Source organism: Kaistia adipata DSM 17808, assembly GCF_000423225.1.
In the GTDB taxonomy this organism is placed as follows: domain Bacteria; phylum Pseudomonadota; class Alphaproteobacteria; order Rhizobiales; family Kaistiaceae; genus Kaistia; species Kaistia adipata.
This window is the reverse complement of record NZ_AUHO01000010.1, coordinates 45104-70261: the sequence shown is the minus strand read 5'-3', so window position 1 is coordinate 70261 and position 25158 is coordinate 45104. Positions and strand designations below refer to the sequence as shown.

Here is a 25158-nt window from a genome sequence, read left to right as displayed (position 1 = left end):
GTGAGCGTCCTCGGGCGTAAAATTCGTTCAACGACGGTCCTTGCGGACCATGAGTTTCAAACCGGACCAGGTAGCGTCGATCGCCGCGACCTTGATATCGACGAGATCGAGCCGGAGCGCCGCGTCGCGCACGCGATCCTCGGTCACGTCGGTTGCCACCTTCGAGGCCTTCTTCGGCCACGACACCCAGATCATGCCATCGCGCCGGATGGCGTCCTGAAGCCGCGCCAGATCGCTGTCGACCTCGGCGCCGCTCCGGGTGAAGGCGTGGACCGCGTCGAGGCTGCGGTCGGGCCCGAGCGGGGCCGCCCAGTCCTCCGTCCGGACCACCTGTCCGAACGGCACGCTTGTCGCCAGGCCTTCCAGCTCCGGCGGCAGGGCCACGAACGCCACCGCCATGCCCGGCCTGAATCCGAGCTTCTCGGGAAGCGAACGTCCCGAATAGCCGGATGCAGCTGGCGTCGCGGTGGCCATGCCCAACCTCAGTACACGCGAGCCTTGGGCTCGATATACTCGATGTCGTTCGACATCGTGTAGGTGTGCACCGGCCGGTCATCGAGCCGCACCGTCTTGTTCTCGGTGTCGATGAAAGCGAGCGAGTGCTTCATCCAGTTGACGTCGTCGCGCTCGGAATAGTCCTCGCGGGCGTGCGCGCCGCGCGATTCCTTGCGGTTCTGCGCCGAGTCCATGGTGACGACCGCCTGGACGATCAGGTTCTCGAACTCGAGCGTCTCGACCAGGTCCGAGTTCCAGATCAGCGAGCGGTCGGTGACCTTGACGTCGTCCGAGCCCTTCCAGACCTGGTGGATCAGCTCGTGGCCCTCGTCGAGCACCTCGCCGGTGCGGAACACGGCGCAGTTCGACTGCATGACCTTCTGCATGCTGAGCCGCATCTCGGCCGTCGAGGTCGAGCCGTTGGCGTAGCGCAGGCGATCGAGGCGGGCGATCGCGTCCTCGCCGGCACCCTTGGCGAGCTCGCGCTGCGCCTGGTTCGGCTGCACGGTCTCGATGCAGCGCAGCGCCGCGGCCCGGCCGAACACCACGAGGTCGGTGAGCGAGTTGGAACCGAGGCGGTTGGCGCCGTGCACGGACACGCAGGCGGCCTCGCCGACGGCCATCAGGCCCGGCACGATCTGGTCCGGGTCGCCGCCGACCTTGTTCAGCACCTCGCCGTGATAGTTCGTCGGGATGCCGCCCATGTTGTAGTGGACGGTCGGCAGGACCGGGATCGGCTCCTTGGTCAGGTCGACGCCGGCGAAGATCTTGGCGCTCTCGGAGATGCCGGGCAGGCGCTCATGCAAAAGCGCCGGATCGAGATGGTCGAGGTGAAGGTGGATGTGGTCCCTCGCCTTGCCGACGCCGCGACCCTCGCGGATTTCCATGGTCATGGCGCGCGAGACGACGTCGCGCGAGGCCAGGTCCTTGGCGGAGGGGGCATAGCGCTCCATGAAGCGCTCACCCTCCGAATTGGTGAGGTAGCCGCCCTCGCCGCGCGCGCCCTCGGTGATCAGGCAGCCGGCGCCGTAGATGCCGGTCGGGTGGAACTGCACGAATTCCATGTCCTGCAGCGGCAGGCCGGCGCGCAGCACCATGCCGCCGCCGTCGCCGGTGCAGGTATGGGCCGAGGTGGCGGAGAAGTAGGCGCGGCCGTAGCCGCCCGTGGCGAGGATGGTCTTCGCCGCGCGGAAGCGGTGCAGCGTGCCGTCCTCGAGGCAGAGCGCGACGACGCCCCGGCACTCGCCGTCTTCCATGATCAGGTCGATGGCGAAGTATTCGATGAAGAACTCGGCCGAATGGCGCAGCGACTGGCCATAGAGCGTGTGCAGGATGGCGTGGCCGGTGCGGTCGGCGGCGGCGCAGGTGCGCTGCGCGATGCCCTTGCCGAAGTTCGTCGTCATGCCGCCGAACGGCCGCTGGTAGATCTTGCCTTCCTCGGTGCGCGAGAACGGCACGCCGAAATGCTCGAGCTCGTAGACGGCGGCAGGCGCATTGCGGACGAGATATTCGATCGCGTCCTGGTCGCCGAGCCAGTCCGACCCCTTGACGGTGTCGTACATGTGGAAGCGCCAGTCGTCCTCGCCCATGTTGCCGAGGGCGGCCGAAATGCCGCCCTGCGCGGCAACCGTATGGGAACGGGTCGGAAACACCTTGGTAACGCAGGCCGTCTTCAGGCCGGCCTCGCTGGCGCCGAGCGTGGCGCGGAGGCCCGCGCCGCCGGCGCCGACGACGACGACGTCGAAGGTGTGGTCGACAAAGTTATAGGCGCGGCCGTTGACGGACACGCTGGCGTTGGCTTCAGCCATGGCTTCAGCCTCCGAAGCTGATCTTGAGGAAGGCGAGGATGGTCGCCACACCGACGGCGACCGCGAAGAACATGTTGGCGACCAGCGCGACGATCTTCAGACCGCCGTGCAGATAGTCCTCGATGATGATCTGCATGCCGAGCTTCATGTGCCAGACGCCGGTGCCGATCATCAGGACCATCAGCAGCGCCACGAACGGGTTGGCGAGGGTCGCGACGACTTCCGGATAGGGCTTGCCGGCGAGCACGATGACCAGGATGACGAACAGCACGGCGAGGACGGCCAGTGCGGCGCCGGTGAGGCGCTGATGCCAGAAATGACCCGTGCCTTCCTTGGCCGAGCCGAGCCCGCGAACGCGGCCGAGCGGTGTACGCATGTGATTGCCCCTCAGCGAATGGCGAGCGCCACGACCCAGATCAGGATCGTCAGCGCGCAGGAGCCGATGATGTTGGCCCAGGCGAGATTGTCGCGAGCCGGCTTCGAGAAGCCCGCGCCGAAATCCCAGACGAAATGGCGGATGCCGCCGAGCAGGTGCTGCATCAGCGCCCAGGTGTAGCCGAACAGGACCAGAAGGCCGATCCAGGAGCCGAACACCCAGGAGACATAGGAGAACGGGCCCGGGCCGGCGGCCGCCGCGATCGCCCACCAGGCGATCAGCAGCGTGCCGAAATAGAGCGCCCCGCCCGTGACACGCTGCAGGATCGACACCGTCATGGTGATCGGCCAGCGATACACCTGGAGGTGCGGTGAAAGCGGTCGGCTCGACTTCGCCTCGGCATTCGACATTGCGTTCATCCTCAACCGCTTACGTAAACGTAAGCATTTAGGGTAGGAATTTGGACCGGTTCTAACCCCATTGGGCGGCGCGGTCAAAACGGTCTTTTGCATGACGCAACGAGAGTCGTTGACTTTTCTCGACTCGCGCCGCGGCATGCGATCATCCCCCCTTTGCGCGCCGCGCGAAAGCCCGCGTCGGGGTTCGGAAACCGGCGCGCGACACGCGCCATCGGCAAAGGAGCATCCGCATGACCCGCAAGCTGATCTCGACCGGCTCGCCCTTCGAGCGCGCGGCCGGCTATTCGCGCGCCGTCGTCCAGGGACCCTGGTGCTTCGTCGCCGGCACCACCGGCTATGATTATACGACCATGTCGATGCCGGACGACGTCGCCGAGCAGGCGGAGAACGCGATGGGCACGATCGCCCGCGCGCTCGCCGAGGCCGGCTTCTCGCTGCAGGACGTCGTGCGCGTGCATTACCACGTCACCGACGCCGCCTTCGCCGACGCCGTGTTTCTCGTCGTCGGCGCGAAGTTCCGCGATATCCGCCCGGCCGCGACCATGACCGTCTGCGGCCTGATTCGCCTCGAGATGAAGGTCGAGATCGAGGTCACCGCGCTGAAAGCCTGATTCCGGACCCGATTCCCGCCCCTGACGTCGCGCTCCGGCTTGCATCGCCGCCGTGGCGACGCTATCGCTGCCCGCGCACCCACCCGCCCGCAGACCCGCTCCACAAGAGAACCCGCGACATGACCAGCTACAAGCTCCTTCTCCTTCCCGGCGACGGCATCGGCACGGAAATCATGGCCGAAGTGAAGACGGTCATCGACTGGTTCACCAAGCGCGGCGTGGCGACCTTCGAATATGAGCAGGATCTCGCCGGCGGCGCCGCCTATGACGCCCACGGCAAGGCGATCTCCGAGGCGACGATGAAGCTCGCCCTCGAATCCGACGCCGTCATCTTCGGCGCGGTCGGCGGCCCGAAGTGGGACAGCGTCCCCTACGACGTCCGCCCCGAGGCGGCGCTGCTGCGCCTGCGCAAGGATCTGGAGCTGTTCGCCAACCTGCGCCCGGCGATCTGCTATCCGGCGCTCGCCGACGCCTCGTCGCTGAAGCGCGAGCTGGTCGAGGACCTCGACATCCTGATCGTGCGCGAGCTGACCGGCGGCGTCTATTTCGGCCAGCCGAAGGAGATCGTGACGCTCGAAAACGGCGAGAAGCGCGCCGTCGACACGCAGCTCTACACCACCTCCGAGATCGAGCGCATCGCGCGCATCGCCTTCGAACTCGCCAAGACCCGCTCCAGCCGCGTCGCCTCGGCCGAGAAGCGCAACGTCATGAAGTCGGGCGTGCTCTGGAACCAGGTCGTCACCAAGGTCGGCAAGGAAGAGTATCCGGACGTCGCGCTCGAGCACGTGCTCGCCGACAACTGCGCCATGCAGTTGGTCCGCCGTCCGAAGCAGTATGACGTGATCGTCTGCGACAACCTGTTCGGCGACATCCTCTCCGACGTCGCGGCGATGCTGACCGGCTCGCTCGGCATGCTGCCGTCGGCGGCGCTTGGCGCCCCCGACGAGAAGACCGGCCGCCGCAAGGCGATGTACGAGCCGGTGCACGGCTCGGCCCCGGACATCGCCGGCCAGGGCATCGCCAACCCGATCGCCATGATCGCGTCCTTCGCGATGACGCTCCGCTACTCCTTCGGCCTGGTCCAGGAAGCGGATCTGCTCGACCGCGCCATCTCCGGCGTGCTCAGCAAGGGCCTGCGCACCGGCGACATCTACACCGAGGGCACGAAAAAGGTCGGCACGAAGGAAATGGGCGCCGCGATCGTCGCGGAACTCGATCTTCTCTCGGCCTGAGCGAAGCCAAGCGCGGCCGAATCTTTTTGGCTCACCCCGGCTGGTCAAGCCGGGGTGATCTCTGTATAAGGCCGCATTCGAATTGATCTGCTGTGCCCTTCCGGGCGGCGCGCCGCCGGTCGACGGCATATGACGAAGGAAGACTGAAATGGCTGTTCCGAAGCGAAAGACGTCGCCGTCTAAGCGTAACATGCGCCGCGCGCACGACGCCCTGACGCAGCCGGCCTACACCGAGGACAAGAACTCGGGTGAGCTGCGCCGTCCGCACCACATCGACCTCAAGACCGGCATGTATCGCGGCCGTCAGATCCTGACGCCGAAGAGCGAAGGCTGAGTCCGCCGGGCGCCCTCGCGGCGCCCGATGCGAGAAGTTCAAGAGGGTCGGCCCAGCGCCGACCCTTTTTCTTTTGGGCGAACCCCGACCCCGCGACTCCCCCATTCGCCGCCCATGGCATTCGTCACGGCCTTTCTCTAGACTTGCCCGCCATGCCGTCGCCGCTTGCGACCGGCCTGCGCAAAGGACGCCTCGTGCCGGACAATCGTGGGAGCGCCGCCGACCTGACTTCCCCGCGGAACCCTACCGACGCGATTCTCGCCGGCATCGGCGCGATCGCCTATCGCTGGACGCGCGCGGGCGATCGCCTCGAATGGGCGGGCGACGTCGCCTCGTTACTCGGCCTCGATGCCGGCGTTCCCGTCGCGACCGGCGCTGCCTTCGCCGCCCTCCTCGACGCCGCCAGCCAGCGATCGCGCCAGGACTGCCTGAAGAGCGGCACCGACACCGGCGCCGGCGTTCCCTACCAGGTCGAATATGCGCTGCGCCCGGCGGGCCCCGCCGGCCCGCCCGTCTGGATCGAGGATGTCGGCCGCTGGTATGCCGAAGGCAACGACGGACCGTGCCGCGCCGAGGGCATCCTGCGGATCGTCAACGAGCGCCATGCCCGCGACCAGCGGCTCGCCTTCCTGTCGCACTATGACGAGGTGACCGGGCTCTACAACCGGTCCGGCCTGCTCGACATCCTCGACCGGACGATCGAGGGCACGCGTCGCGACGGCGGCAGCGCCGCCTTCCTGCTGATCTCGATCGACAGCTTCAACCTGATCAACAACGCCTTCGGTTATCGCGCCGGCGACCGCGTGCTCGCCGCCGTGGCCCGGCGCCTGCGCAGTCGCCTGCGCGAGGGCGACGTCATGGGCCGCTTCTCCGGCCACAAGCTTGGCCTCGTCCTGATGAACTGCGACGAGACCGACATGACCTTCGCGGCGGAGCGCTTCCTGAGCGCGATCCGCGAGGACGTCATCGCCACGGCGGAAGGCACCGTCTCCGTCACCGTCTCGATCGGCGGCATCGCCCTGCCGCAGGACGCCACCGATCGCGAGCTCGCCATGGAACGGGTACAGGACAGCCTCGGCCGGGCCCGCAAGGCCGGTCGCGGCCGTTTCGTCGGCTACGCGCCCTCGCCCGAGCACGAGACCGAGCGCCGCGCCAACATCGCGCTGTCGCAGCAGCTGATCGGCGCGCTGTCCGACCAGCGCCTGCGGCTCGCCTTCCAGCCGGTGGTCGACGTGACCAGCCGGTCGCCGGTGTTCCACGAGGCGCTGCTGCGCCTCGCCAGGCCCGATGGCAGCATCGCCTCCGCCGGCCAGATCGTGCCGATCGCCGAACGGCTCGGCCTGTCGCGCCTGTTCGATCTCGCCGTGCTCGATCGCGTGCTGGAGACCCTGGCGCGCCACCCGGAGGCCCGGCTGTCGCTCAACCTGACCCCGGAAACGGCGACGGGGCCCGACTGGCTGGCGAAGTTCGCCAAGTTCGTCGGCGCGCATCCGGACCTCGGCGGCCGGCTGATCGTCGAGATCACCGAGACCAGCGCCATCCGCAACCTGAACGAGACGGCCTATTTCGTCGCGGCGCTGCACGATCTCGGCGCCCGTTTCGCCATCGACGATTTCGGCGCCGGCTTCACCTCGTTCCGCAACCTGCGCGCCCTGAGCGTCGACATGGTCAAGATCGACGGCAGTTTCATCGAGGCGCTGCCGACGAGCCCGGACGACCAGATCTTCGTCCGCCGCCTGATCGAGCTGGCGCGCGACCTCGGCATCGAGACGGTGGCGGAGTTCGTGCAGGACGAGGCCACCGCCACGCTTCTCGCCCGCTGGGGCGTCGACCGGATCCAGGGCCATCTCTGCGGCGAGGCCCGGCTAGCCGAGCCCTGGGGCTGACGCGCATCCGGCTCCGCCTACCCCGCCTGCCCTGCCTACCGGGCGAAGCGGTCCATCGCTTCCGCCAGCTCGATGTCGCGCTCCGTCAGCCCGCCCGCGTCATGCGTGGTGAGCGTGACCGTCACCGTGCGATAGACGTTCGACCATTCCGGATGATGGTTCATCCGCTCGGCGAGGAGCGCCGCGCGCGTCATGAAGGCGAAGGCCTCCTGGAAATCGCCGAAGGTGAAGACCTTGGTGATGGCGTCGCGCCCCTCGACCGGCGCCCAGCCATCGAGCCCGGCCAGCGCCGTCGCGCGCTCGACCTCCGCGAGCTTGCCCGACATCACCGCACCTCCGTGAACTCGGCCAGCGGATAGGTCTGCTCGATCACATAGGGCCCGCCGCCGGTCGACGCCTTGGACGAATAGAGCACGAAACGCGAGGCGTGGAAGGCGGCCGTGCTGGCCAGGCCGCCGCGCGACGCGAGGTAGTCGGCCACGTCGCGATGCGGCGTGCCGCGCAGCCGCGCCAGCGTCACATGCGGCGTGTATTTGCGCCCCTCCGGCGGCAGGCCGATGCGCTGCAGGATGCGCTCATGCTCGGCCTGCAACTCGGAGAGCGCCCGCGACGGGGCGATTCGCGCCACCAGCGAATGCGGCTTGGCGTTGCCGAACGAATCGAGGCCCGCGACCTGCAGGTCGAATTCGCGGCGGCGGACCCGCGCGAGCGCGTCGGCGACCTCGTCGGCCGTGCGGTCGTTGATGTCGCCGATGAAGCGCAGGGTGACGTGGTAGTTCTCCGCATCGATCCATCGCGCGCCGGCGAGGCCGCCGCGCAGGAACGAAAGCCGTTGGGCGAGGTCCTCCGGGATCTCGAGACCGGTGAACAGGCGCGGCATGGTCGCCCTCCTTTTTCGGGTGGCGGGAATGCCAAGCGTCGCGGTTTGCCGGTCCGGTGTAAAGCCCTTTCCTGCCCCCTCAGGGGCACGGATTGCCGCGCCACTGGTGCACGGCGTTGATCTTCTGCTCCAGCTCCGGCGTGATCGCCACGTCGGCCGAGGCGATGGCGACCTTGAGTTGCTCCATCGACGTCGCGCCGATGATGTTCGAGGTGACGAAGCCGCGGCTGGTGACGAAGGCGTTGGCGAGCAGCGCCGGATCGAGGCCCGCCTCGCGGGCGATGCCGAGATAGGCGTCGATCGCCTCGTGCGCGCCCGGCGTCTCGTAGCGGTCGCCGCGATTGAACAGCGTCGTGCGCGCGCCGGCCGGCCGCGCCCCGTTCTGGTACTTGCCGGTGAGGTAGCCCTGGGCGAGCGGCGAATAGGCGAGCAGGCCGACCTCCTCGCGCATCGTCACCTCGGCGAGGTTCACCTCATAGGTGCGGTTCAGGAGATTGTAGGCGTTCTGGACCGAGACGACGCGCGGCCCCTTGCCGGCCTCGGCGCCGGCCAGGAAACGCATCGTGCCCCAGGCGGATTCGTTGGAGAGACCGACATGGCGCACCTTGCCCGCCTTCACCAGCTCGTCGAGCGCCGAAAGCGTCTCCTCGATCGACACCTCGTCGGCCGCCGGCGCGGGATGGCGGTAGACGGTCGGGTTGGAGCCCCACTGCGACACGTGCCGGTCGGGCTGGTGCAACTGGTAGAGATCGATGTAGTCGGTCTGCAGCCGCTTCAGGCTCTTGTCGATCGCATCATGGATATGGGCGCGCGACAGCGTCGACTTCGCGCCGTCGCGGAACCAGGTGAAGCCGTTGCGGCCGCACACCTTGGAAGCGAGGATGACCTTGTCGCGATTGCCCCGCGCCTTCATCCAGTTGCCGATGATGCGCTCGGTCGCGCCCTGCGTCTCGGGCTTCGGCGGAATCGAATAGAGCTCCGCCGTGTCGAGGAAGTTCACGCCCTTCTCGAAGGCGTAGTCCATCTGGGCATGGCCCTCGGCCTCGGTGTTCTGCTGGCCCCAGGTCATGGTGCCGAGACAGATGGCCGACACGCGGATGTCGGTCCGGCCGAGCGAACGATATTCCATGGCGAAAAGCTCCGGGAAAGACGGGCGGGAAGCGGGAAGCAGCGGGAGCGGAGGAAGGTCAGCGCGCGGCTTGCGCGACCAGTTCCTCCACGGCGGGAAGGATCTTCTCGACGATCACCGCGATGCCATCGGCATTCGGGTGCATCCCGTCCGCCAGCAGCAGCGCCGGCTGGGCCGCGACGCCGTCGAGGAAGAACGGATATAGCATCGCGCCGTGCTTGTCGGCCAGCGCGGGGTACAACCCGTCGAAGCGGCGGGCATAGTCGGGGCCGAGATTGGGCGCGGCGCGCATGCCGGCGAGCAGAACCGGCAGCTTGCGCTCGTTCAGGCGGGTGAGGATGGCATCGAGCGCCTCGCGCGGCTTGTCCGGATCGAAGCCGCGCAGCATGTCGTTGGCGCCGAGCTCGACGATCACGGCCTCGGCGTCCGGCCCGACCGACCAGTCGAGCCGGGCGAGGCCGGCGGCGGCAGTATCGCCGGAAACCCCGGCATTGACGACAACGACGTCATGGCCCTTCGCGGCCAGCGCCTTCTGCAGCTGGTCGGTGAAGCCCTCGCCGGGCCCGAGATTGTAGCCGGCCGACAGGCTGTCGCCGAGCACGACGAGGCGCAGCGGCGCGGCAAGAGCCGGACCCGGTGCGGCGGCGAGGCCGGCCAGGAGGAGCGAGATTGCCAGCGTCAGGGTCTTTATCATCTGCGATTTGCCACCATATTGAGCCGAACGCGCCGCGATCGGCAGGACGCCGGCGTTTCACGGCTTCCTCCGATCGACGAGCCTGCCCGTCGCGGGAATATAGGGTTCGAACGCGTGCTTGATACAGCCCCGAAATCATCCGACGCCGTCATCGAACTCTCCTCGGTCGAACTGGCGCTCGGATCGGGGGCGGCGCGCGTCCACATCCTGAAGCACGTCTCGCTCGCGGTCGAGGCCGGCGAGAGCGTCGCGCTGATCGGGCCGTCGGGCTCGGGAAAATCCACCCTGCTGATGACGATGGCAGGCCTGGAGCGGGTTGATCGCGGCCGCGTCCTGGTCGCCGGTACCGATCTCGCCGCGCTCGACGAGGACGGCCTCGCCCGCTTCCGCGGCCGCCATGTCGGCATCATCTTCCAGTCCTTCCACCTGATCCCCAACATGACGGCGCTGGAAAACGTCGCCGTGCCGCTTGAGCTCGCCGGCGCGCGCGACGCCTTTGCCCGCGCCGCCGAGGAGCTCAAGCTGGTCGGGCTCGGCCACCGGATGGAGCACTACCCCTCCGCGCTCTCCGGCGGCGAGCAGCAGCGCGTCGCCATTGCCCGCGCCCTCGTCGCGAGCCCGGCCATCCTGTTCGCCGACGAGCCGACCGGCAATCTCGACGAGAAGACCGGCCGCGAGATCGCCGACCTCCTGTTCGCGACCTGCGCCGAGCGCGGCACCACGCTGGTGCTGGTCACCCACGACAACGCGCTCGCCGGCCGCTGCGACCGCATGATTCGCATCCATTCCGGCGTCATCGACACCGGCGCGGTCGAGGCCCACGCGGCCGGATCCGACGCGATGCGGAGCCCCGCCCGATGACGTCCGGGACCGCCGCCACGCCCGCCCCGCCCCGCCCGTCAGTCGCCTTGCCGCTGCCACTGCGTTTCGCGCTGCGTGAGCTGCGCGGGGGCCTGCGCGGCTTCGTCGTCTTCCTCGCCTGCATCGCGCTCGGCGTCGCGGCGATCGCCGCTGTCGGTTCCGTATCGCGCGCCATGACCGACGGCCTCGCCCGCCAGGGCCAGGCGATCCTCGGCGGCGACATCGCCTTCACCCTGGTGCAGCGCCAGGCGACGGCGGAGGAGCGCGCCGTCCTGGAGGGCCACGGCCCAGTTTCCGAGATCGCCGCGATCCGCGGCATGGCGCGGCTTCCCGACGGTTCCGACCAGACGCTGGTCGAGATCAAGGCGGTCGATAGCGCCTATCCACTCTACGGAACCCTGAAGGCGACGGACGGCGTCGACGCCGACGCCGTGCTCGATGCCGGCCGAGCCCTCGCCGATCCCGAGCTCTTCAGCCGCCTCGGCCTGAAGCCCGGCGACAGCATCCATGTCGGCGAGACGCAGCTGACGCTTGCCGGCATCATCGCCGACGAGCCGGACAAGCTCGCGACCGGGCTCGGCTTCGGCCCGCGCCTGCTGATCTCGAAGGCGACCCTCGAACAGACCGGCCTCGTCCAGCCGGGCAGCCTGGTGCAGTGGAGCTACCGCCTGCGCCTGCCGCCCGGCACCTCGGACGCCGATGTCGCCGCGCTGACCGAGGCCACCAACACCACCCTGCCCCAGGCCGGCTGGCAGATCCGCAGCCGCGACGACGCCTCGCCGGGCCTGAAGCGCAACATCGGCCAGTTCGCGCAGTACCTGACCTTGGTCGGCCTCGCCGCCCTGATCGTCGGCGGCGTCGGCGTCGCCAACGCGGTCGGTGCCTTCATGCAGGTGAAGCGCCCCGTCATCGCGACCTTGCGCTCGCTCGGCGCGCCGGGCCGCCTCGTCACCCAGCTCTATCTGATCCAGATCCTCGTCATCGCGCTGATCGGCGTCGGCATCGGGCTCGCCATCGGAGCGCTGGTACCGATCCTGGCGCTGCAGTTCCTCGCCGACGTGCTGCCGGTCGGGGCCGAGACGGGCTTCTATCCCGGCGCGCTCGCCTATGCCGCGCTCTACGGGCTGATGACGGCGCTCACCTTCGCGCTGGTGCCGCTCGGCCGCGCCCGCGACATCGCGCCGACGGCGCTGTTCCGCGACGCCGCCGCCTTCGGCGCGTCGAGGCCGCGCCTCGCCTTCCTCGGGCTCGCGATCCTTTCCGCCGCGGCGCTGGCCGGGCTTGCCATCCTGCTCGCCTATGACCGGCGCATCGCGCTCTATTTCGTCATCGGCGTCGCCGGCGCCTTCCTGCTGCTGCGCGTCGTCGCCTTCGTGGTGACGGCGCTCGCCCGCCGCGCGCCGCGCGCCCGCTCGACCGAATGGCGCCTCGCCATCGGCAACATCCACCGCCCCGGCGCGCTGACCGGCTCGGTCGTGCTGTCGCTCGGCCTCGGCCTCACCGTGCTGGTGACGATCGCGCTGATCGACGGCAATCTGCACCGGCAGCTGACGCAATCGCTGCCCGAACGGGCGCCGAGCTTCTTCTTCCTCGACGTGCAGAATTCCGAGGCGCCCGCCTTCCTCGACTTCCTCAACAAGGAAGTACCGGGAAGCACCGTCGAGAGCGTGCCGATGCTGCGCGGCCGTATCATCGCCCTCAACCAGACACCTGCGGCGCAGGTCACGCCGGCGCCCGACGTCGCCTGGGCGCTGAAGGGCGATCGCGGCATCACCTTTTCGACGGAGCCGCCGAAGAATTCGCGCATCGTCGCGGGCGAATGGTGGAAGGCCGACTATGCGGGCCCGCCGCTCGTCTCGATGGAGGCCGGCGTCGCGCGCGGCCTCGGCGTCGGCCCCGGCGACACGGTGACGGTGAACGTGCTCGGCCGCGAGATCACGGCGACGATCGCCAATCTGCGCGAGGTCGCCTGGGAGAGCCTGGCTATCAACTTCGTCATGGTGTTCTCGCCCTCGACCTTCGCCGGCGCCCCCTATTCGATGCTGGCGACGCTGTCCTATCCGGGCGGCGCCGATCCGGCGCGCGAGGCGGCGCTGATGCGTGACGTCGGCAAGGATTTTCCCGCCGTCACCGCGATCCGCGTGCGCGAGGCGCTCGAGCGCATCTCGTCGATCCTCGACCAGTTGATGCTGGCGATCCGCGTCGCCTCGTCGATCGCGCTCGCCGCCTCGGTGCTGGTGCTCGCCGGCGCGCTCGCCGCCGGCCACCGGCAGCGCCTCTACGACGCGGTCATCCTGAAGACGCTGGGCGCGACACGGCGGCAATTGCTCTTCGCCTTCGGGCTCGAATACGGCCTTCTCGGCCTCGCGACCGCCGTCTTCGCCGTCATCGCCGGCTCGCTCGCCGCCTGGGGCGTGGTCTCGGGCGTGATGAACCAGCCCTTCACCGTCTTCCCGGTGACCGCCGCGGCGGCGGCGCTGATCGCGGTGGCGCTGACCATCGGCCTCGGCCTCGCCGGAACCTGGCGGTTGCTCGGCCAAAAGGCCGCGCCGGTGCTCAGAAACCTGTAGGCGCAGAAACGGTCATCGATTACCATCGCGATAATTGGGTCACGCAACCGTCCGAAATCATCGGGCGGGTCACTTGCGGGGTACAGTCGGGATGCCCATATCGCATGAGCACCCGAGGGTTTGTCGCCGGGCGGAACCGAAATGGTTCCTGACGCCGGGCGGTGGAAACGGGGGTTTCGCGGCAGAACGTCCGCGGATTTTTTGGTTCGGAGAGGACTTCGATGGCAGATTTCGACAATCGCGTCTCACCGTTTGGCGCAGCGCGTGCCGAAACCGGTGTTGTCGACCAGGGCCTGCGCAGCCACATGCTGCAGGTCTACAATTACATGGCGATCGGCCTGCTGATCACCGGCGCGGCCTCGATCGGCATGTTCAAGCTGGCCTTCGTCGAGACGGCGGCCGGCCTGCAGCCGACGGCGCTCGGCCAGGTGCTGTTCGGCAGCCCGCTGATGTGGGTGATCGTGCTGGCGCCGGTGGCGCTGGTGTTCGTGCTGTCCTTCGGGATCCAGCGCATGTCGGTCCCCGCCGCGCAGATGACCTTCTGGGGCTATTCGGCCCTGATGGGCGTTTCGCTGACGACGATCTTCGTCGCCTACACGGCGCAGTCGATCACGCAGGTGTTCTTCATCACCGCCGCCACCTTCGGCGCCATGAGCCTCTATGGCTACACGACGAAGCGTGACCTGACCGGAATGGGCTCGTTCCTGTTCATGGGCCTGATCGGCATCATCATCGCCTCGATCGTCAACATCTTCGTTGGCTCGTCGGCGATGGGCTTCGCGATCTCGGTCCTCGGCGTGCTGATCTTCACGGGCCTGACCGCCTATGACACGCAGAAGATCAAGGAAATGTACTATGTCGGCGATGACGGTACCGTCGCCGGCCGGAAGGCGATCATGGGCGCGCTGACGCTCTATCTCGACTTCATCAACCTGTTCCTGATGCTGCTGCGCCTGTTCGGCGACCGCCGCTAAGGCGGGGCATCAGCGACGAGACGGAGGGCGCGGCCAAGGCCGCGCCCTTTTTGTTTCGGCGGTTCTTGCCGCGCTCCGCAGCGCTGCTAGGCTTGCCCGCCCCGCCATGGAGAATGCGATGCCGACCGCCCCGGATGCGATCCTGATCCGCCCCGTCGCGGTGGAGGATCTGGCCGCGATCACCACCATCTATGCCCACGCCGTCCACCACGGCACGGCGAGCTTCGAGCTCGATCCGCCATCGGAGGACGAGATGCGGCGGCGGCACGCCATGCTGAAGGCGGCGAGCCATCCCTATCTGGTGGCGACGAGCGGGGAACGGGTCGTCGGCTATGCCTATGCCGGCCCCTACCGGCTGCGCGCCGCCTACCGCTCGACGGTGGAGGATTCGATCTATCTCGCCGCCGACGCGCAGGGCCATGGCATCGGCCGGCTGCTGCTGACCGCGCTGATCGAGGCATCGACCGAAGCGGGCTTCCGCCAGATGGTCGGCATCATCGGCGATTCCCGCCACGAGGCCTCGATCCGGCTGCACGCCGCGCTCGGCTTCCGCCATGTCGGCATCCTGGAGAATGTCGGCTGGAAGCACGGACGCTGGCTCGACTGCGTGATGATGCAGCGAACCCTCGGCACCGGCAGCGATACGCCGCCGAGCCTGTAGAGCTGGCGCATGTCCGAGACTCGACCCTCATGGAGGCTCCCGGCGAAACCGGGCCTCGAAGGATCGTCGGGGAAACACCGCCAACGTCGAACCTAGAGGGCGCTCGTCCCTCGGGGCTGCGCTCATGCGGAGCACCTCAGGATCATGCAGGATGTCGGCCCGTCTGCCTTCCTAGGCGTCCGGAATGCCCTCAGCCATGCACCAGCTTCAGCTTGCCGTCGAGCACGGCGAGCACCTGGCGCAGGTCATGGCCGCGCTTCATCACATAGCCGCCCGCCGCCACCACCGAATAGGCGCCCTGGCGGTTGCGCAGCTCCGGGTCCTTGATCACCTTGTAGAGCGGCATCTCGGACGAGCGCCGGAAGATCGAGAACACGGCCTTGTCGCGCAGGTGATCGATCGCATAGTCGCGCCATTCGCCGGCGGCGACCATGCGGCCATACACCCTGAGGATCTCGTTCAGTTCGAGCCGGTTGAAGCTGATCAAGGGAACGGCCTTGGCCGTTTCCGGTGGGGTGAGCGACAGAAGCATCGCGCCGCCACCGGCTATCGCCTTTTCCTCTCCGTCGCTCACAGGCGCCTCCCGTTGCCAGTTTGCACCGTCGTCAAACCGTCATGATCGCTCCGATGACCGGGCGTGGCAAGCCGGCCCCGCCGGCGGCCGGCCATTCCGCTGCGGCAGCTCACGAAGGCGTGAAGGACCTTTCGAAAAATTCACTATTCCGCCCTTTTTCGGCCCGGCACCGGCCGCATTGGACTGGCAAAACATCACCATCGCTTCGAACGGTCCGGCCTGATCAAGGCTTCGGAATTTCTCAGCCCCCCAGCCCCCCGGGGTCCTCGGTTGGGTCGGACCACCTTCGAACCAAGGCTTCCGAAGCGCATTCCCCTCCCAAAATTGCCCTCTGGCCGGTCCCGCCCGGCCATTTTCTTTCGCCACGCGGCCCGCGTGGCGGAGCGCGCGCCTGCGCCCGAACCGGCCTCCAATTCGCCCGAAAACGCTTCGACGACCGCGATCGTCTTGAAACTGCGACGCCGACCGGCGATATCAGCGCCGCCCCCTGCGCGGGGCGCCCGCCCACCAACCGCCCCCGCGACGGCGATCCGCCGCCCGGGACGGTCCGACGCCGGAGGAAAAGCGTGTCCGATCCAAAGCCCGCCGCGGAGACCCGCTCGTTCGAAGCCGAGGTCTCGCGCCTGCTGCACATGATGGTGCATTCCGTCTATTCCAACCGCGACGTCTTCCTGCGCGAGCTCGTCTCCAACGCCGCCGACGCCTGCGAGAAGCTGCGCACGCTGGCGCTGGCCGAGCCGGCGCTAGCCGCGGGCGACGAAGCCTTCAAAATCGAGATCGAGGCCGACAAGGCCGCGCCGGGCCTCGCCATCGCCGACAACGGCATCGGCATGAGCCGGCAGGAACTGATCGACAATCTCGGCACCATCGCCCAGTCGGGCACGCGGGCCTTCCTCAAGCAGGCCGGCGAAGGCGCCAAGGGTTCGGCGCTGATCGGTCAGTTCGGCGTCGGCTTCTACTCCGCCTTCATGGTCGCTGACAGCGTCACCGTGACCTCGCGCAAGGCCGGCACCGACGAGGCCTGGCGCTGGCATTCCGACGGCAAGGGCGCCTACGAGGTCGAGCCGGTCGACCTCGCCGACGCGCCGGCGCGCGGCACCCGCATCGTGCTGCATCTCAACGCGGAGAGCGCCGCCTATGCCGAGACGGAGACGATCGAGCGCATCGTCACCGCCTATTCGGCGCATGTGCCCGTGCCGATCGTGCTGAAGCTTGCCGACGGCGAGGAGGAGCAGCTCGCCGATGGCAGCGCGCTCTGGCGCAAGCCGAAATCGGCCGTGACGGAAGAGGAATACAAGGAGTTCTACGGCCATGTCGGCGGCCGCTTCGACGACCCGGCCGTGACCATCCACTATCGCGCCGAGGGCCGCACCGAATATTCCGTGCTGCTCTACGTGCCCTCGTCGCGGCCGTTCGACCTGTTCGAGCCGGAGCGGCGCGGCAAGGTCAAGCTCTATGTCCGCCGCGTCTTCATCACCGACGAGGCGGAGATCCTGCCGCCCTGGCTGCGCTTCGTGCGCGGCGTGATCGATTCCGAGGACCTGCCGCTCAACCTGTCGCGCGAGATGCTGCAGAAGAACCCGGTCATCGAGGCGATCGGCAAGGGCGTCACCAACCGCGTGCTGACGGATCTCGACAAGCTCGCCACAGACGATCCCGAGCGCTTCGCGAAGGTCTGGGAGGCCTTCGGCGCCGTGCTGAAGGAAGGCCTCTACGAGGCGCCCGACCGCCGCGACGCGCTGTTCAAGCTCGCCCGCTTCAAGACGACGACGGGCGGCGACGCCTGGCGCAGCCTGGCCGACATCGTCGCCGGCTTCCGCCCGAACCAGACAGCGATCTACTACGCGCTCGGCGACGATGCCGCGACGATCGCCGCCAGTCCGCATCTCGAAGGCTTCGCCAAGCGCGGCATCGAGGTGCTGATGCTCGCCGATCCGGTCGACGCCTTCTGGGTCCGCACGGCGCTCGGCTTCGACGGCAAGCCGTTCGAATCGGTCACGCAGGGCGCAGCCCAGCTCGACGCGATCCCCGCCCTCGACGACGCCTCGGCGACCGACGAGAAGACCTCCGACGCGGCGCTCGCCGCGCTCGCCGCCCGCCTCAAGCAGGCGCTCGGCGACAAGGTGGCGGAGGTGCGCGGCTCGACCCGGCTGGCGACCAGCCCGGCCTGCCTGGTGGCGCCGGAATTCGGTCCCGACCGCCAATTGGAAAAGATCCTGGCGAGCCGTGACGGCGCCGGCGGCCGCATGGCGGCGATCCTCGAGCTGAACCCGTCGCATCCGCTGATCGCCGGCCTGGCGGCGCAGGCGGCCGAAGGCGGCGCGGCGGCGGCGAGCGTCGATGCGGCGGCGCCGCTGATCTTCGGCCTGGCGCGCATCCTCGACGGCGAGGCGCCGGACGATCCGGCCGCCTTCGCCAAGGCGCTGGCGAGCCTGATGGAAAAGACGCTTTCCGGAGCGGCCTGACGCGCCGCGGCTACGGGGCCGGCGCGCTCACCCATTCCGCGTCCTTCTCGAAAAAGGCGGCGCCGAGCATCTCGCCCGGCTCGCCATTGACGGTTTCCGCCTGCAGCAGCACGGCGCAGCCATCGGCATGCGCCTGGCGGTATTCGCTCATCGGCAGGTCGACCGTGGTCGCGTCGCCGCGCCACATGGCGATCGGCCGGAGCTTGGTGACGACATTGTAGTAGGTGAGCGTCCGGTCCTGGTTCTCGCCCTTGCGGATCGGCACGTCGACATGGCGCTTGTAGAGCGCCAGCCAGATCGTACCCTTGCGCGCCTTCGGCGTCGACGGATCCCTGGTCGCCCCGATCGCGACCTTGATGGCATCGGCCGTCATGCCGATTTCGATCGGCACGCCGAGTGGCACTTCCGCCTTGAGCGCGGCGTCGATCGCGGCGCGGTCGCTGCCGACCACATGCGTGCGGCCATTGACGATCATCTGCGGCGTGTAGATCTGGCGGTCGCCGCGGGCATTGGCATAGGCCTTCTGCCGCAGCGTGAACTCCTTGCGCGCCAACGTGTCCTTCCAGCCGAGATAGTCCCAGTAGTCGACCGGCAGCGACAGCGCGACGATGTCGGGACGCTTGGCGAAATCCTCCAGGACCTCGTCGGCCGGCGGGCAGGACGCGCATCCCTGGCTGGTGAAGAGCTCCAGGACCGCCGTCACCGGCGTCGCCGGGGCTGGAACGGTCTCGGCCGCCCAGGCCGAGATCGCCGTCAGAAGGCACGCGCCGATAGCAGCGACGATCAGGCCGGATCTTGGAATGAACATGCCCCGCAACTTGTCCTGAGCATTGCAGCGCGCGCGGCGCGCGGCGCGTGTCGCTTCAAACCTTAGATCCGCCCCCGCCGCCAAGCCATTCAAATCGCGGTGACCACACGTGAGGATTCGGCGCCCTCCGACAGATGTCCATACAAAAAAACCGCGCCGCGGCCCGGGAAGGCAGCGGCGCGGTCGATCACGAAAATGCGATCGCAGGGGTCTGCGAAACGCTTAGGCGACGAGGTTCCGGAGCACGTATTGCAGGATGCCGCCGTTCTTGAAGTAGTCGAGCTCGTCGAGCGTATCGATTCGGCAGAGCAGCGGAACGATCTTCTTCGAGCCGTCGGCGAAGGTGATTTCCGCGTCGAGCATCTGGCGCGGCTTCAAATCGCCGGCGATGCCCTTGATCGTCACCGTCTCGTCACCCTTGAGGCCGAGCGTCTGCCAGGAGGTGCCCTCCTCGAAGACGAGCGGCACGACGCCCATGCCGACCAGGTTCGAGCGATGGATGCGCTCGAAGGACTGGGCGACGACGGCGCGGACGCCGAGCAGGTTGGTGCCCTTGGCGGCCCAGTCACGCGACGAACCGGTGCCGTATTCCTTGCCGGCGAAGATCACCAGCGGGGTGCCCTCGGTCTTGTACCTCATCGCCGCGTCGTAGATCGGCATCTCGACGCCGTCCGGCTCGTGCAGCGTGAAGCCGCCTTCCTTGCCGCCCAGCATCTGGTTCTTGATGCGGATGTTGGCGAAGGTGCCGCGCATCATGACCTCATGATTGCCGCGACGCGTGCCGTACTGGTTGAAGTCGACCACGGCGACGCCGTTGTCCGACAGATACTTGCCCGCCGGCGAGGCCGGCTTGATCGAACCGGCCGGCGAGATGTGGTCGGTCGTGATCGAATCGAGGAACAGGCCGAGCACGCGGGCGTTCTCGATGTCCGTGATGGCGCTCGGCTTGCGCTGCATGCCGACGAAATAGGGCGGGTTCTGGACGTAGGTCGACTTGTTGTCCCAGGCGTAGGTCTCGCCCTGCGGAACGGCGATCTTCTGCCAGTTCTCGTCGCCCTTGAAGACGTCGGCATACTTCGTCTGGAACATCTTCTTGGTGACGTTCTCGCGGATGAAGGTCGCGATTTCCTGGTTCGAGGGCCAGATGTCCTTGAGGTAGACGGGCTGGCCGTCTGACCCCGTGCCGAGCGGCTCGGTCGTCAGGTCGATCTGCAGCGAGCCGGCCAGCGCATAGGCGACGACCAGCGGCGGCGAGGCGAGGTAGTTCGCCTTGACGTCCGGATTGACGCGACCTTCGAAGTTGCGGTTGCCCGACAGCACGGCGGCGGCGACCAGGTCACCCTGGTTGATGGCGGCCGAGATGTTCTCCGGCAGCGGACCGGAATTGCCGATGCAGGTGGTGCAGCCAAAGCCGACCAGGTTGAAGCCGAGCGCGTCGAGGTCCTTCTGCAGGTTGGCGGAGGCGAGGTATTCCTCGACCACCTGCGATCCCGGTGCCAGCGAGGTCTTGACCCACGGCTTCGACTTCAGGCCCTTGGCGACCGCGTTGCGGGCCAGCAGGCCGGCGGCGATCAGCACGCTCGGGTTCGAGGTGTTGGTGCAGGACGTGATGGCGGCGATCGTCACGTCGCCATGGCCGATGGTGTAGTCGGTGTCGGCGACGGCGAAGCGCTTGTCGGCCTCGCCGGCCTTCTTGAACTCACCCTCGAGCGAGGCGAGGAAGCCCGACTTGGCGTCGGAGAGCAGGACGCGGTCCTGCGGGCGCTTCGGGCCGGCGAGCGACGGCAGCACCGAGCCGATGTCGAGCTCGAGCACGTCGGTGAACAGCGGGTCGGCCGAGCCGGGCTCGCGCCACAGGCCCTGCGCCTTGGTGTAGGCCTCGACCAGCGCGATGCGCTTGGGGTCGCGGCCGGTCTCGTCGAGATAGGCGATCGTCTCGCCGTCGACCGGGAAGAAGCCGCAGGTCGCGCCATATTCCGGCGCCATGTTGCCGATGGTGGCGCGGTCGGCGAGCGACAGGTGCTCGAGGCCCGGGCCGAAGAACTCGACGAACTTGCCGACGACGCCCTTCTTGCGCAGCATCTGCGTGACGGTCAGCACGAGATCGGTGGCGGTGATGCCCTCGTTCAGCTTGCCGGTCAGCTTGAAGCCGATGACTTCCGGGATCAGCATGGAGACGGGCTGGCCGAGCATGGCCGCCTCGGCCTCGATGCCGCCGACGCCCCAGCCGAGCACGCCGAGGCCGTTCACCATGGTGGTGTGGCTATCGGTGCCGACGCAGGTGTCGGGATAGGCGACGGTCTCGCCGTTCTCGGTCTTGGTCCAGACGGTCTGGGCCAGGTATTCGAGGTTGACCTGGTGGCAGATGCCGGTGCCGGGCGGCACGACGCGGAAATTGTCGAAGGCCGACTGGCCCCACTTCAGGAAGCGGTAGCGCTCCTGGTTCTGCTTGTATTCCTCGGCGACGTTCTTGCCGAAGGCCTGCTGGTTGCCGAAGAAATTGACGATGACCGAGTGGTCGATGACCAGGTCGACCGGCACCAGCGGGTTGATCCGCTTGGCGTCGCCGCCGAGATTGACCATCGCGTCGCGCATGGCGGCGAGGTCGACCACGGCCGGAACGCCGGTGAAGTCCTGCATCAGCACGCGCGCCGGGCGATAGGCGATCTCGCGCTCGTCCTTGCCGCGCGACACCAGCCAATCCTTGATGGCGATGATGTCGGTCTTGGTGACGGTGCGGCCGTCTTCGTTGCGGAGCAGGTTCTCGAGCAGCACCTTCAACGAGAAGGGCAGCGTGGAGATGCCGGGAAGCCCGTTCTGCTCCGCGTCCTTCAGGCTGAAATAGACATAGCTCTCCGCGCCGACCTGCAGGGTCTTGCGGGATTTGAAGCTGTCGGGATGCTGGGTGCTCACGGTAGGATTCGTCCTCGGTTCAGTCGCGGAAACGCCTAGCCGAAGTCGAAGCACGAAGCGTGCCCGACCCGGTCAGGCGCACCCAAGGAGGCGGCGGAGTATGGCTCGGCACGCGGTCCATCCCTGGGGTGGTGACGCAGGTCTCGACCGCGGCGCGACCGGCGCGCCGGGTTGCAGGCCTTATAATGAATTTCGTAAGGAGAAGCCAGATCAACGAAAGTCGCCGCGCTTGGAATCTTTCAAAGCTGCTCAACCGCAACCGAACCCGACGTCAGCTCCGGGCCGGGGCTGCGCATGAATCGTGCGTCCAGCCAGCTGTCGGCGAGAGAAATTGCCGTAAATCGCGGTGGCAGAAGCATTTTTTCTGATATTTCGTTCCGTCTGCAGGATGGCGAACTGCTTGCGGTGACCGGTGCCAACGGGGCGGGCAAATCGACGCTGCTACGCGCCGTCGCCGGACTGCTGCCGCTCGCGGCGGGCTCCATCCGCCTCGAAACCGCCGATACCGAGCCGAGGCCGGTCAGCGAAAGCGCTCATTATTTCGGCCATCTCGACGGGCTCAAGCCGTCGCTCACCGTGCACGACAACCTGGCGCTCTGGGCCCGCGTCATGGGCGTCCCCGGCGTCTCCGTGATCGAGGCGTTGGAAGAGGTCGAGCTCGACCATCTCGACGACATGCCGGCCGGCTATCTCTCGGCCGGCCAGCGGCGCCGGGCGAGCCTGGCGCGGCTACTCGTCGTGCGCCGGCCGCTCTGGCTGCTCGACGAGCCGACCTCGGCGCTCGACGCGCGCTCGGAAGCCGTGTTCGGCGCGCTGCTCGCGGCGCATCTTGGCGCCGGCGGCCTGGCCATCGCCGCGACCCATCGCCCCCTCCCCGTCGCGACCGCCGCGACGCTTCGCATCGGTGCCGCATGACGGGCCTGTTCCTGGCCCTGGTCGGGCGCACCGTGAAGCTTTCGCTCGGCGCCGGCGGCGGCGCCTTCGTCGGGCTGATCTTTTTCCTGTCGGTAGTGGCGGTCGTGCCGTTCGGCGTCGGTCCGGACATGAAGCTGCTCGCCCGCATCGGCCCGGCCATGCTCTGGATCGCGGCGCTGCTCGCCACCCTGCTCGGCCTCGACCGCCTGTTCCAGGACGATCGCGACGACGGCAGCCTCGACCAGCTGATGCTCTCCGGCCTGCCGCTCGAGCTGGTGGCGCTCGCCAAGGCGATCGGCCACTGGCTGGCGACCGGCCTGCCACTGGTGCTCGGCGCGCCGGTCTTCGGCCTGATCCTCGGCCTCGACGCCACGGCGATCGGCCTCGTCACGCTGACGCTGCTGATCGGCACGCCGGCTCTGATCTTCATCGGCGCGATCGGCGCGGCGCTGATCACGGCGCTCCGGCGCGGCGGCCTGCTCGTCGCCGTGCTGGTGCTGCCCTTCACCATTCCCGTGCTGATCTTCGGCGTCAGCACGATCACGGCGGTGACGACGACGGGCCTGCCGGTGATGCCGCCGCTCCTGATCCTGGTCGCGCTTTCCATGGCGAGCGCCGTGATCGGCCCGGTCGCCGCCGCCGCGGCGCTGCGCGCCGGGATGGACTAAGAGCCCCTCGGCTCCGCCTTCGACATCTCCGCCATCATCCCGAGGTGCTTCGCGAAGCGAAGCCTCGAAGGAGGATCCAACGGACGCTCCAGGGCGCAGACAAAGTCCGACGAAATCTCCCCATATCCGGGGCGTTCCCTGGACCCTCCTTCGAGGCCCGGCCATGCCGGGCACCTCAGGATGATGGTCGAGGCCCGGTGGCCGTTCAAAAACGAAAAACGCGGCCCGGAGGCCGCGTTCTTATCCTGCAGAAGACCCGCTCCGCTCAGTGGCGGAAGTGGCGCATGCCGGTGAAGACCATGGCGAGGCCGGCTTCGTCGGCGGCGGCGATCACCTCGTCGTCGCGCATTGAGCCGCCCGGCTGGATCACCGCCGTCGCGCCGGCCTCGGCCGCGGCCAGCAGGCCGTCGGCGAAGGGGAAGAAGGCGTCGGAGGCGACGACGGAGCCCTTGGCGAACGTCTCGGGCAGGCCGGCGGTGCGGGCCGCATCAGCCGCCTTCTTGGCGGCGATGGTCGAGGAATCGACGCGGCTCATCTGGCCGGCGCCGACGCCGACCGTGGCGCCGTCCTTCACATAGACGATGGCATTCGACTTGACGTGCTTGGCGACGCGGAAGGCGAACAGGAGATCGTCGAGCTCGGCGTCCGATGGAGCACGCTTCGTGACGACCTTCAGATCCGACTTCTGGACGCGGCCGGCGTCGCGGTCCTGCACCAGAAGGCCGCCGGCCACCGTCTTGACCGTCGTGCCCTTCGCCGCCGGATCCGGCAGGCCGCCGGTGACGAGCAGGCGCAGGTTCTTCTTGGCGGCGACGATCGCCACCGCCTCGTCGGTCGCGTCCGGGGCGATGATCACCTCGGTGAAGATCTCGACGATCTTGCTTGCCGCTTCCGCGTCGAGGGTGCGGTTCAGCGCGACGATGCCGCCGAAGGCCGAGACCGGATCGCAGCGCAGCGCCTTGTCATAGGCCTCGGCCAGCGTCGCGCCGGTCGCCACGCCGCAGGGATTGGCGTGCTTGATGATGGCGACGGCCGCCGTCTCGGCCGGATCGAACTCGGCGACCAGCTCGAAGGCGGCGTCGGTGTCGTTGATGTTGTTGTAGGAGAGCTGCTTGCCCTGCAGCTGCTTCGCCGTCGACACGCCGGGGCGGACCTCGCCGGTGGCGTAGAAGGCCGCCTGCTGATGCGGGTTCTCGCCGTAGCGCATGATCTCGCGGAGCGAACCGCCGAACGACCGCCAGGCCGGCGCCGGCTCCTCGAGCACGCGGGCGAACCAGCCCGAGACCGCCGCATCGTAGGCCGCCGTGCGGGCAAACGCTTTGGCGGCGAGGCGCTTGCGGAAGGCGAGCGGGGTCGAGCCGCCATTCGCGTCGAGCGCCTCCAGCACCGAGGCGTAGTCGGCCGGGTCGACGACGATCGAGACGAAGCCGTGGTTCTTGGCGGCGGCACGCGTCATCGCCGGACCGCCGATGTCGATGTTCTCGACGGCGGTGGCGTAGTCCTCGGTCGCGGCGATGGTCTTCTCGAACGGGTAGAGGTTCACCGCCACGAGGTCGAAGCCCTCGATGCCGTGCTCTTCCATCTCGGCCGCGTGCTGGGGATCGTTGCGGATGCCGAGCAGGCCGCCGTGGATCTTCGGATGCAGCGTCTTGACCCGGCCGCCGAGGATCTCGGGGAAGCCGATCACGTCGGCGACGTTGGTCGCCGGCAGGCCGGCGTCAAGCAGCGCCTTGCAGGTCGATCCCGTCGCGACGAGGGCGACGCCGCGCGCATGCAGCGCCCGCGCGAAGTCGATCAGGCCGGTGGAATCGGAGACCGAAAAAAGCGCCCGCTTCATCGGAACTAGTTCGGGAAGGGCGACCTTTGACGGCGGAACGGCCATGGC

General features: G+C 68.2%; 23 protein-coding genes. 11 read left to right on the top strand and 12 right to left on the bottom strand.

Annotation, left to right across the window (positions count from 1 at the left end; translation table 11 throughout):
• Positions 1 to 27: 27 nt before the first annotated feature.
• Genes G539_RS0109200 through sdhC form a run of 4 tightly spaced genes read right to left on the bottom strand, consistent with a single transcriptional unit; the run spans position 28 to position 3089 of the window.
• A complete protein-coding gene (locus G539_RS0109200; RefSeq protein ID WP_029074936.1) occupies positions 28 to 474 on the bottom strand; it encodes a DUF3052 family protein in 447 nt (148 codons plus the stop codon).
• An 8-nt stretch (positions 475 to 482) separates the two neighbouring features.
• Complete coding sequence (gene sdhA / locus G539_RS0109195) at positions 483 to 2303, bottom strand: succinate dehydrogenase flavoprotein subunit (RefSeq protein ID WP_029074935.1); 1821 nt, start codon at positions 2301 to 2303, stop codon at positions 483 to 485.
• 4 nt (positions 2304 to 2307) lie between these two features.
• The gene (gene sdhD, locus G539_RS0109190) at positions 2308 to 2679 is read right to left on the bottom strand and encodes a succinate dehydrogenase, hydrophobic membrane anchor protein (RefSeq protein WP_029074934.1); all 372 of its coding nucleotides are present in this window, start codon (positions 2677 to 2679) and stop codon (positions 2308 to 2310) included.
• 11 nt (positions 2680 to 2690) lie between these two features.
• A complete protein-coding gene (sdhC, locus tag G539_RS0109185) occupies positions 2691 to 3089 on the bottom strand; it encodes a succinate dehydrogenase, cytochrome b556 subunit (protein WP_029074933.1) in 399 nt (132 codons plus the stop codon).
• 239 nt (positions 3090 to 3328) lie between these two features.
• Here sdhC and G539_RS0109180 point away from each other — a divergent pair, with 239 nt between their 5' ends.
• The 4 genes from G539_RS0109180 (at position 3329) to G539_RS24240 (ending at position 7161) form a co-directional block, all read left to right on the top strand.
• Positions 3329 to 3709, top strand: a complete 381-nt coding sequence (locus tag G539_RS0109180) for a RidA family protein (RefSeq protein WP_029074932.1) — start codon at positions 3329 to 3331, stop codon at positions 3707 to 3709.
• A gap of 119 nt (positions 3710 to 3828) precedes the next feature.
• The gene (leuB, locus tag G539_RS0109175; protein WP_029074931.1) at positions 3829 to 4941 is read left to right on the top strand and encodes a 3-isopropylmalate dehydrogenase; all 1113 of its coding nucleotides are present in this window, start codon (positions 3829 to 3831) and stop codon (positions 4939 to 4941) included.
• 148 nt (positions 4942 to 5089) lie between these two features.
• Positions 5090 to 5275: a 50S ribosomal protein L32 gene (gene rpmF, locus G539_RS0109170; RefSeq protein ID WP_029074930.1), complete on the top strand. Its 186-nt coding sequence runs from the start codon at positions 5090 to 5092 to the stop codon at positions 5273 to 5275.
• A 152-nt stretch (positions 5276 to 5427) separates the two neighbouring features.
• Entirely contained in the window at positions 5428 to 7161 is a 1734-nt protein-coding gene (locus G539_RS24240; protein WP_084639907.1) for a putative bifunctional diguanylate cyclase/phosphodiesterase, read from the top strand.
• A 35-nt stretch (positions 7162 to 7196) separates the two neighbouring features.
• Here G539_RS24240 and G539_RS0109160 read toward each other — a convergent pair whose 3' ends face one another.
• From G539_RS0109160 to G539_RS0109145, 4 genes are all read right to left on the bottom strand, one after another.
• The gene (locus G539_RS0109160; RefSeq protein WP_029074929.1) at positions 7197 to 7487 is read right to left on the bottom strand and encodes a 4a-hydroxytetrahydrobiopterin dehydratase; all 291 of its coding nucleotides are present in this window, start codon (positions 7485 to 7487) and stop codon (positions 7197 to 7199) included.
• Positions 7487 to 8041: an RNA 2',3'-cyclic phosphodiesterase gene (gene thpR / locus G539_RS0109155; RefSeq protein ID WP_029074928.1), complete on the bottom strand. Its 555-nt coding sequence runs from the start codon at positions 8039 to 8041 to the stop codon at positions 7487 to 7489. Before thpR ends, G539_RS0109160 begins: the two co-directional genes overlap by 1 nt.
• Before the next feature lie 79 nt (positions 8042 to 8120).
• Entirely contained in the window at positions 8121 to 9170 is a 1050-nt protein-coding gene (locus G539_RS0109150; RefSeq protein WP_029074927.1) for an aldo/keto reductase, read from the bottom strand.
• 58 nt (positions 9171 to 9228) lie between these two features.
• A complete protein-coding gene (locus tag G539_RS0109145; RefSeq protein WP_035830900.1) occupies positions 9229 to 9864 on the bottom strand; it encodes an arylesterase in 636 nt (211 codons plus the stop codon).
• Positions 9865 to 9978: 114 nt separating this feature from the next.
• Between G539_RS0109145 and G539_RS0109140 the strand changes: the two genes are divergently transcribed.
• The 4 genes from G539_RS0109140 to G539_RS0109125 all read left to right on the top strand — a co-directional run bounded on the left by G539_RS0109140 (position 9979) and on the right by G539_RS0109125 (position 14930).
• A complete protein-coding gene (locus tag G539_RS0109140) occupies positions 9979 to 10725 on the top strand; it encodes an ABC transporter ATP-binding protein (protein ID WP_029074925.1) in 747 nt (248 codons plus the stop codon).
• Positions 10722 to 13295 (top strand): ABC transporter permease, encoded by a 2574-nt coding sequence (locus tag G539_RS0109135; RefSeq protein ID WP_029074924.1) that lies wholly within the window; start codon positions 10722 to 10724, stop codon positions 13293 to 13295. Before G539_RS0109140 ends, G539_RS0109135 begins: the two co-directional genes overlap by 4 nt.
• 221 nt (positions 13296 to 13516) lie before the next feature.
• Entirely contained in the window at positions 13517 to 14269 is a 753-nt protein-coding gene (locus G539_RS0109130; RefSeq protein WP_029074923.1) for a Bax inhibitor-1/YccA family protein, read from the top strand.
• Positions 14270 to 14387: 118 nt separating this feature from the next.
• Positions 14388 to 14930, top strand: coding sequence for a GNAT family N-acetyltransferase (locus G539_RS0109125; RefSeq protein WP_029074922.1), 543 nt, complete (start codon positions 14388 to 14390; stop codon positions 14928 to 14930).
• A 190-nt stretch (positions 14931 to 15120) separates the two neighbouring features.
• Here G539_RS0109125 and G539_RS0109120 read toward each other — a convergent pair whose 3' ends face one another.
• On the bottom strand, positions 15121 to 15462 hold the full coding sequence (locus G539_RS0109120) for a DUF2794 domain-containing protein (protein WP_029074921.1): 342 nt from the start codon (positions 15460 to 15462) through the stop codon (positions 15121 to 15123).
• A 608-nt stretch (positions 15463 to 16070) separates the two neighbouring features.
• Here G539_RS0109120 and htpG point away from each other — a divergent pair.
• Positions 16071 to 17969: a molecular chaperone HtpG gene (gene htpG / locus G539_RS0109115; RefSeq protein WP_029074920.1), complete on the top strand. Its 1899-nt coding sequence runs from the start codon at positions 16071 to 16073 to the stop codon at positions 17967 to 17969.
• 10 nt (positions 17970 to 17979) lie between these two features.
• Here the strand turns inward: htpG and G539_RS24235 are convergent, their stop codons facing one another.
• Positions 17980 to 18777, bottom strand: coding sequence for a DUF1223 domain-containing protein (locus G539_RS24235; protein WP_051231242.1), 798 nt, complete (start codon positions 18775 to 18777; stop codon positions 17980 to 17982).
• A gap of 222 nt (positions 18778 to 18999) precedes the next feature.
• The gene (gene acnA, locus G539_RS0109105) at positions 19000 to 21690 is read right to left on the bottom strand and encodes an aconitate hydratase AcnA (RefSeq protein WP_029074919.1); all 2691 of its coding nucleotides are present in this window, start codon (positions 21688 to 21690) and stop codon (positions 19000 to 19002) included.
• A 294-nt stretch (positions 21691 to 21984) separates the two neighbouring features.
• Here acnA and ccmA point away from each other — a divergent pair, with 294 nt between their 5' ends.
• Both ccmA and ccmB read left to right on the top strand, forming a co-directional pair.
• Positions 21985 to 22605, top strand: coding sequence for a heme ABC exporter ATP-binding protein CcmA (gene ccmA, locus G539_RS0109100; RefSeq protein ID WP_029074918.1), 621 nt, complete (start codon positions 21985 to 21987; stop codon positions 22603 to 22605).
• On the top strand, positions 22602 to 23273 hold the full coding sequence (ccmB, locus tag G539_RS0109095; protein ID WP_029074917.1) for a heme exporter protein CcmB: 672 nt from the start codon (positions 22602 to 22604) through the stop codon (positions 23271 to 23273). Before ccmA ends, ccmB begins: the two co-directional genes overlap by 4 nt.
• 265 nt (positions 23274 to 23538) lie before the next feature.
• On the opposite strand, the gene purH is transcribed toward ccmB, so the two are convergent.
• Positions 23539 to 25155 carry a bifunctional phosphoribosylaminoimidazolecarboxamide formyltransferase/IMP cyclohydrolase gene (purH, locus tag G539_RS0109090; RefSeq protein ID WP_029074916.1) on the bottom strand — a complete coding sequence of 539 codons (1617 nt, stop codon included), beginning with the start codon at positions 25153 to 25155 and terminating at the stop codon, positions 23539 to 23541.
• Positions 25156 to 25158 lie beyond the last annotated feature (3 nt).

What these genes read in the sequence shown, in the direction of transcription:
- G539_RS0109125 (WP_029074922.1), top strand. Translation starts at nt 14,388, where the DNA reads ATGCCGACCGCCCCGGATGCGATCCTGATCCGCCCCGTCGCGGTGGAG.
- G539_RS0109120 (WP_029074921.1), bottom strand. Translation starts at nt 15,462, where the DNA reads ATGCTTCTGTCGCTCACCCCACCGGAAACGGCCAAGGCCGTTCCCTTG.
- ccmA (WP_029074918.1), top strand. Translation starts at nt 21,985, where the DNA reads ATGAATCGTGCGTCCAGCCAGCTGTCGGCGAGAGAAATTGCCGTAAAT.
- G539_RS0109150 (WP_029074927.1), bottom strand. Translation starts at nt 9,170, where the DNA reads ATGGAATATCGTTCGCTCGGCCGGACCGACATCCGCGTGTCGGCCATC.
- ccmB (WP_029074917.1), top strand. Translation starts at nt 22,602, where the DNA reads ATGACGGGCCTGTTCCTGGCCCTGGTCGGGCGCACCGTGAAGCTTTCG.
- G539_RS0109180 (WP_029074932.1), top strand. Translation starts at nt 3,329, where the DNA reads ATGACCCGCAAGCTGATCTCGACCGGCTCGCCCTTCGAGCGCGCGGCC.
- thpR (WP_029074928.1), bottom strand. Translation starts at nt 8,041, where the DNA reads ATGCCGCGCCTGTTCACCGGTCTCGAGATCCCGGAGGACCTCGCCCAA.
- G539_RS0109160 (WP_029074929.1), bottom strand. Translation starts at nt 7,487, where the DNA reads ATGTCGGGCAAGCTCGCGGAGGTCGAGCGCGCGACGGCGCTGGCCGGG.
- G539_RS0109200 (WP_029074936.1), bottom strand. Translation starts at nt 474, where the DNA reads ATGGCCACCGCGACGCCAGCTGCATCCGGCTATTCGGGACGTTCGCTT.
- leuB (WP_029074931.1), top strand. Translation starts at nt 3,829, where the DNA reads ATGACCAGCTACAAGCTCCTTCTCCTTCCCGGCGACGGCATCGGCACG.
- rpmF (WP_029074930.1), top strand. Translation starts at nt 5,090, where the DNA reads ATGGCTGTTCCGAAGCGAAAGACGTCGCCGTCTAAGCGTAACATGCGC.
- sdhA (WP_029074935.1), bottom strand. Translation starts at nt 2,303, where the DNA reads ATGGCTGAAGCCAACGCCAGCGTGTCCGTCAACGGCCGCGCCTATAAC.
- purH (WP_029074916.1), bottom strand. Translation starts at nt 25,155, where the DNA reads ATGGCCGTTCCGCCGTCAAAGGTCGCCCTTCCCGAACTAGTTCCGATG.
- G539_RS24235 (WP_051231242.1), bottom strand. Translation starts at nt 18,777, where the DNA reads ATGTTCATTCCAAGATCCGGCCTGATCGTCGCTGCTATCGGCGCGTGC.
- G539_RS0109130 (WP_029074923.1), top strand. Translation starts at nt 13,517, where the DNA reads ATGGCAGATTTCGACAATCGCGTCTCACCGTTTGGCGCAGCGCGTGCC.
- G539_RS24240 (WP_084639907.1), top strand. Translation starts at nt 5,428, where the DNA reads ATGCCGTCGCCGCTTGCGACCGGCCTGCGCAAAGGACGCCTCGTGCCG.
- G539_RS0109145 (WP_035830900.1), bottom strand. Translation starts at nt 9,864, where the DNA reads ATGATAAAGACCCTGACGCTGGCAATCTCGCTCCTCCTGGCCGGCCTC.
- G539_RS0109135 (WP_029074924.1), top strand. Translation starts at nt 10,722, where the DNA reads ATGACGTCCGGGACCGCCGCCACGCCCGCCCCGCCCCGCCCGTCAGTC.
- sdhD (WP_029074934.1), bottom strand. Translation starts at nt 2,679, where the DNA reads ATGCGTACACCGCTCGGCCGCGTTCGCGGGCTCGGCTCGGCCAAGGAA.
- sdhC (WP_029074933.1), bottom strand. Translation starts at nt 3,089, where the DNA reads ATGTCGAATGCCGAGGCGAAGTCGAGCCGACCGCTTTCACCGCACCTC.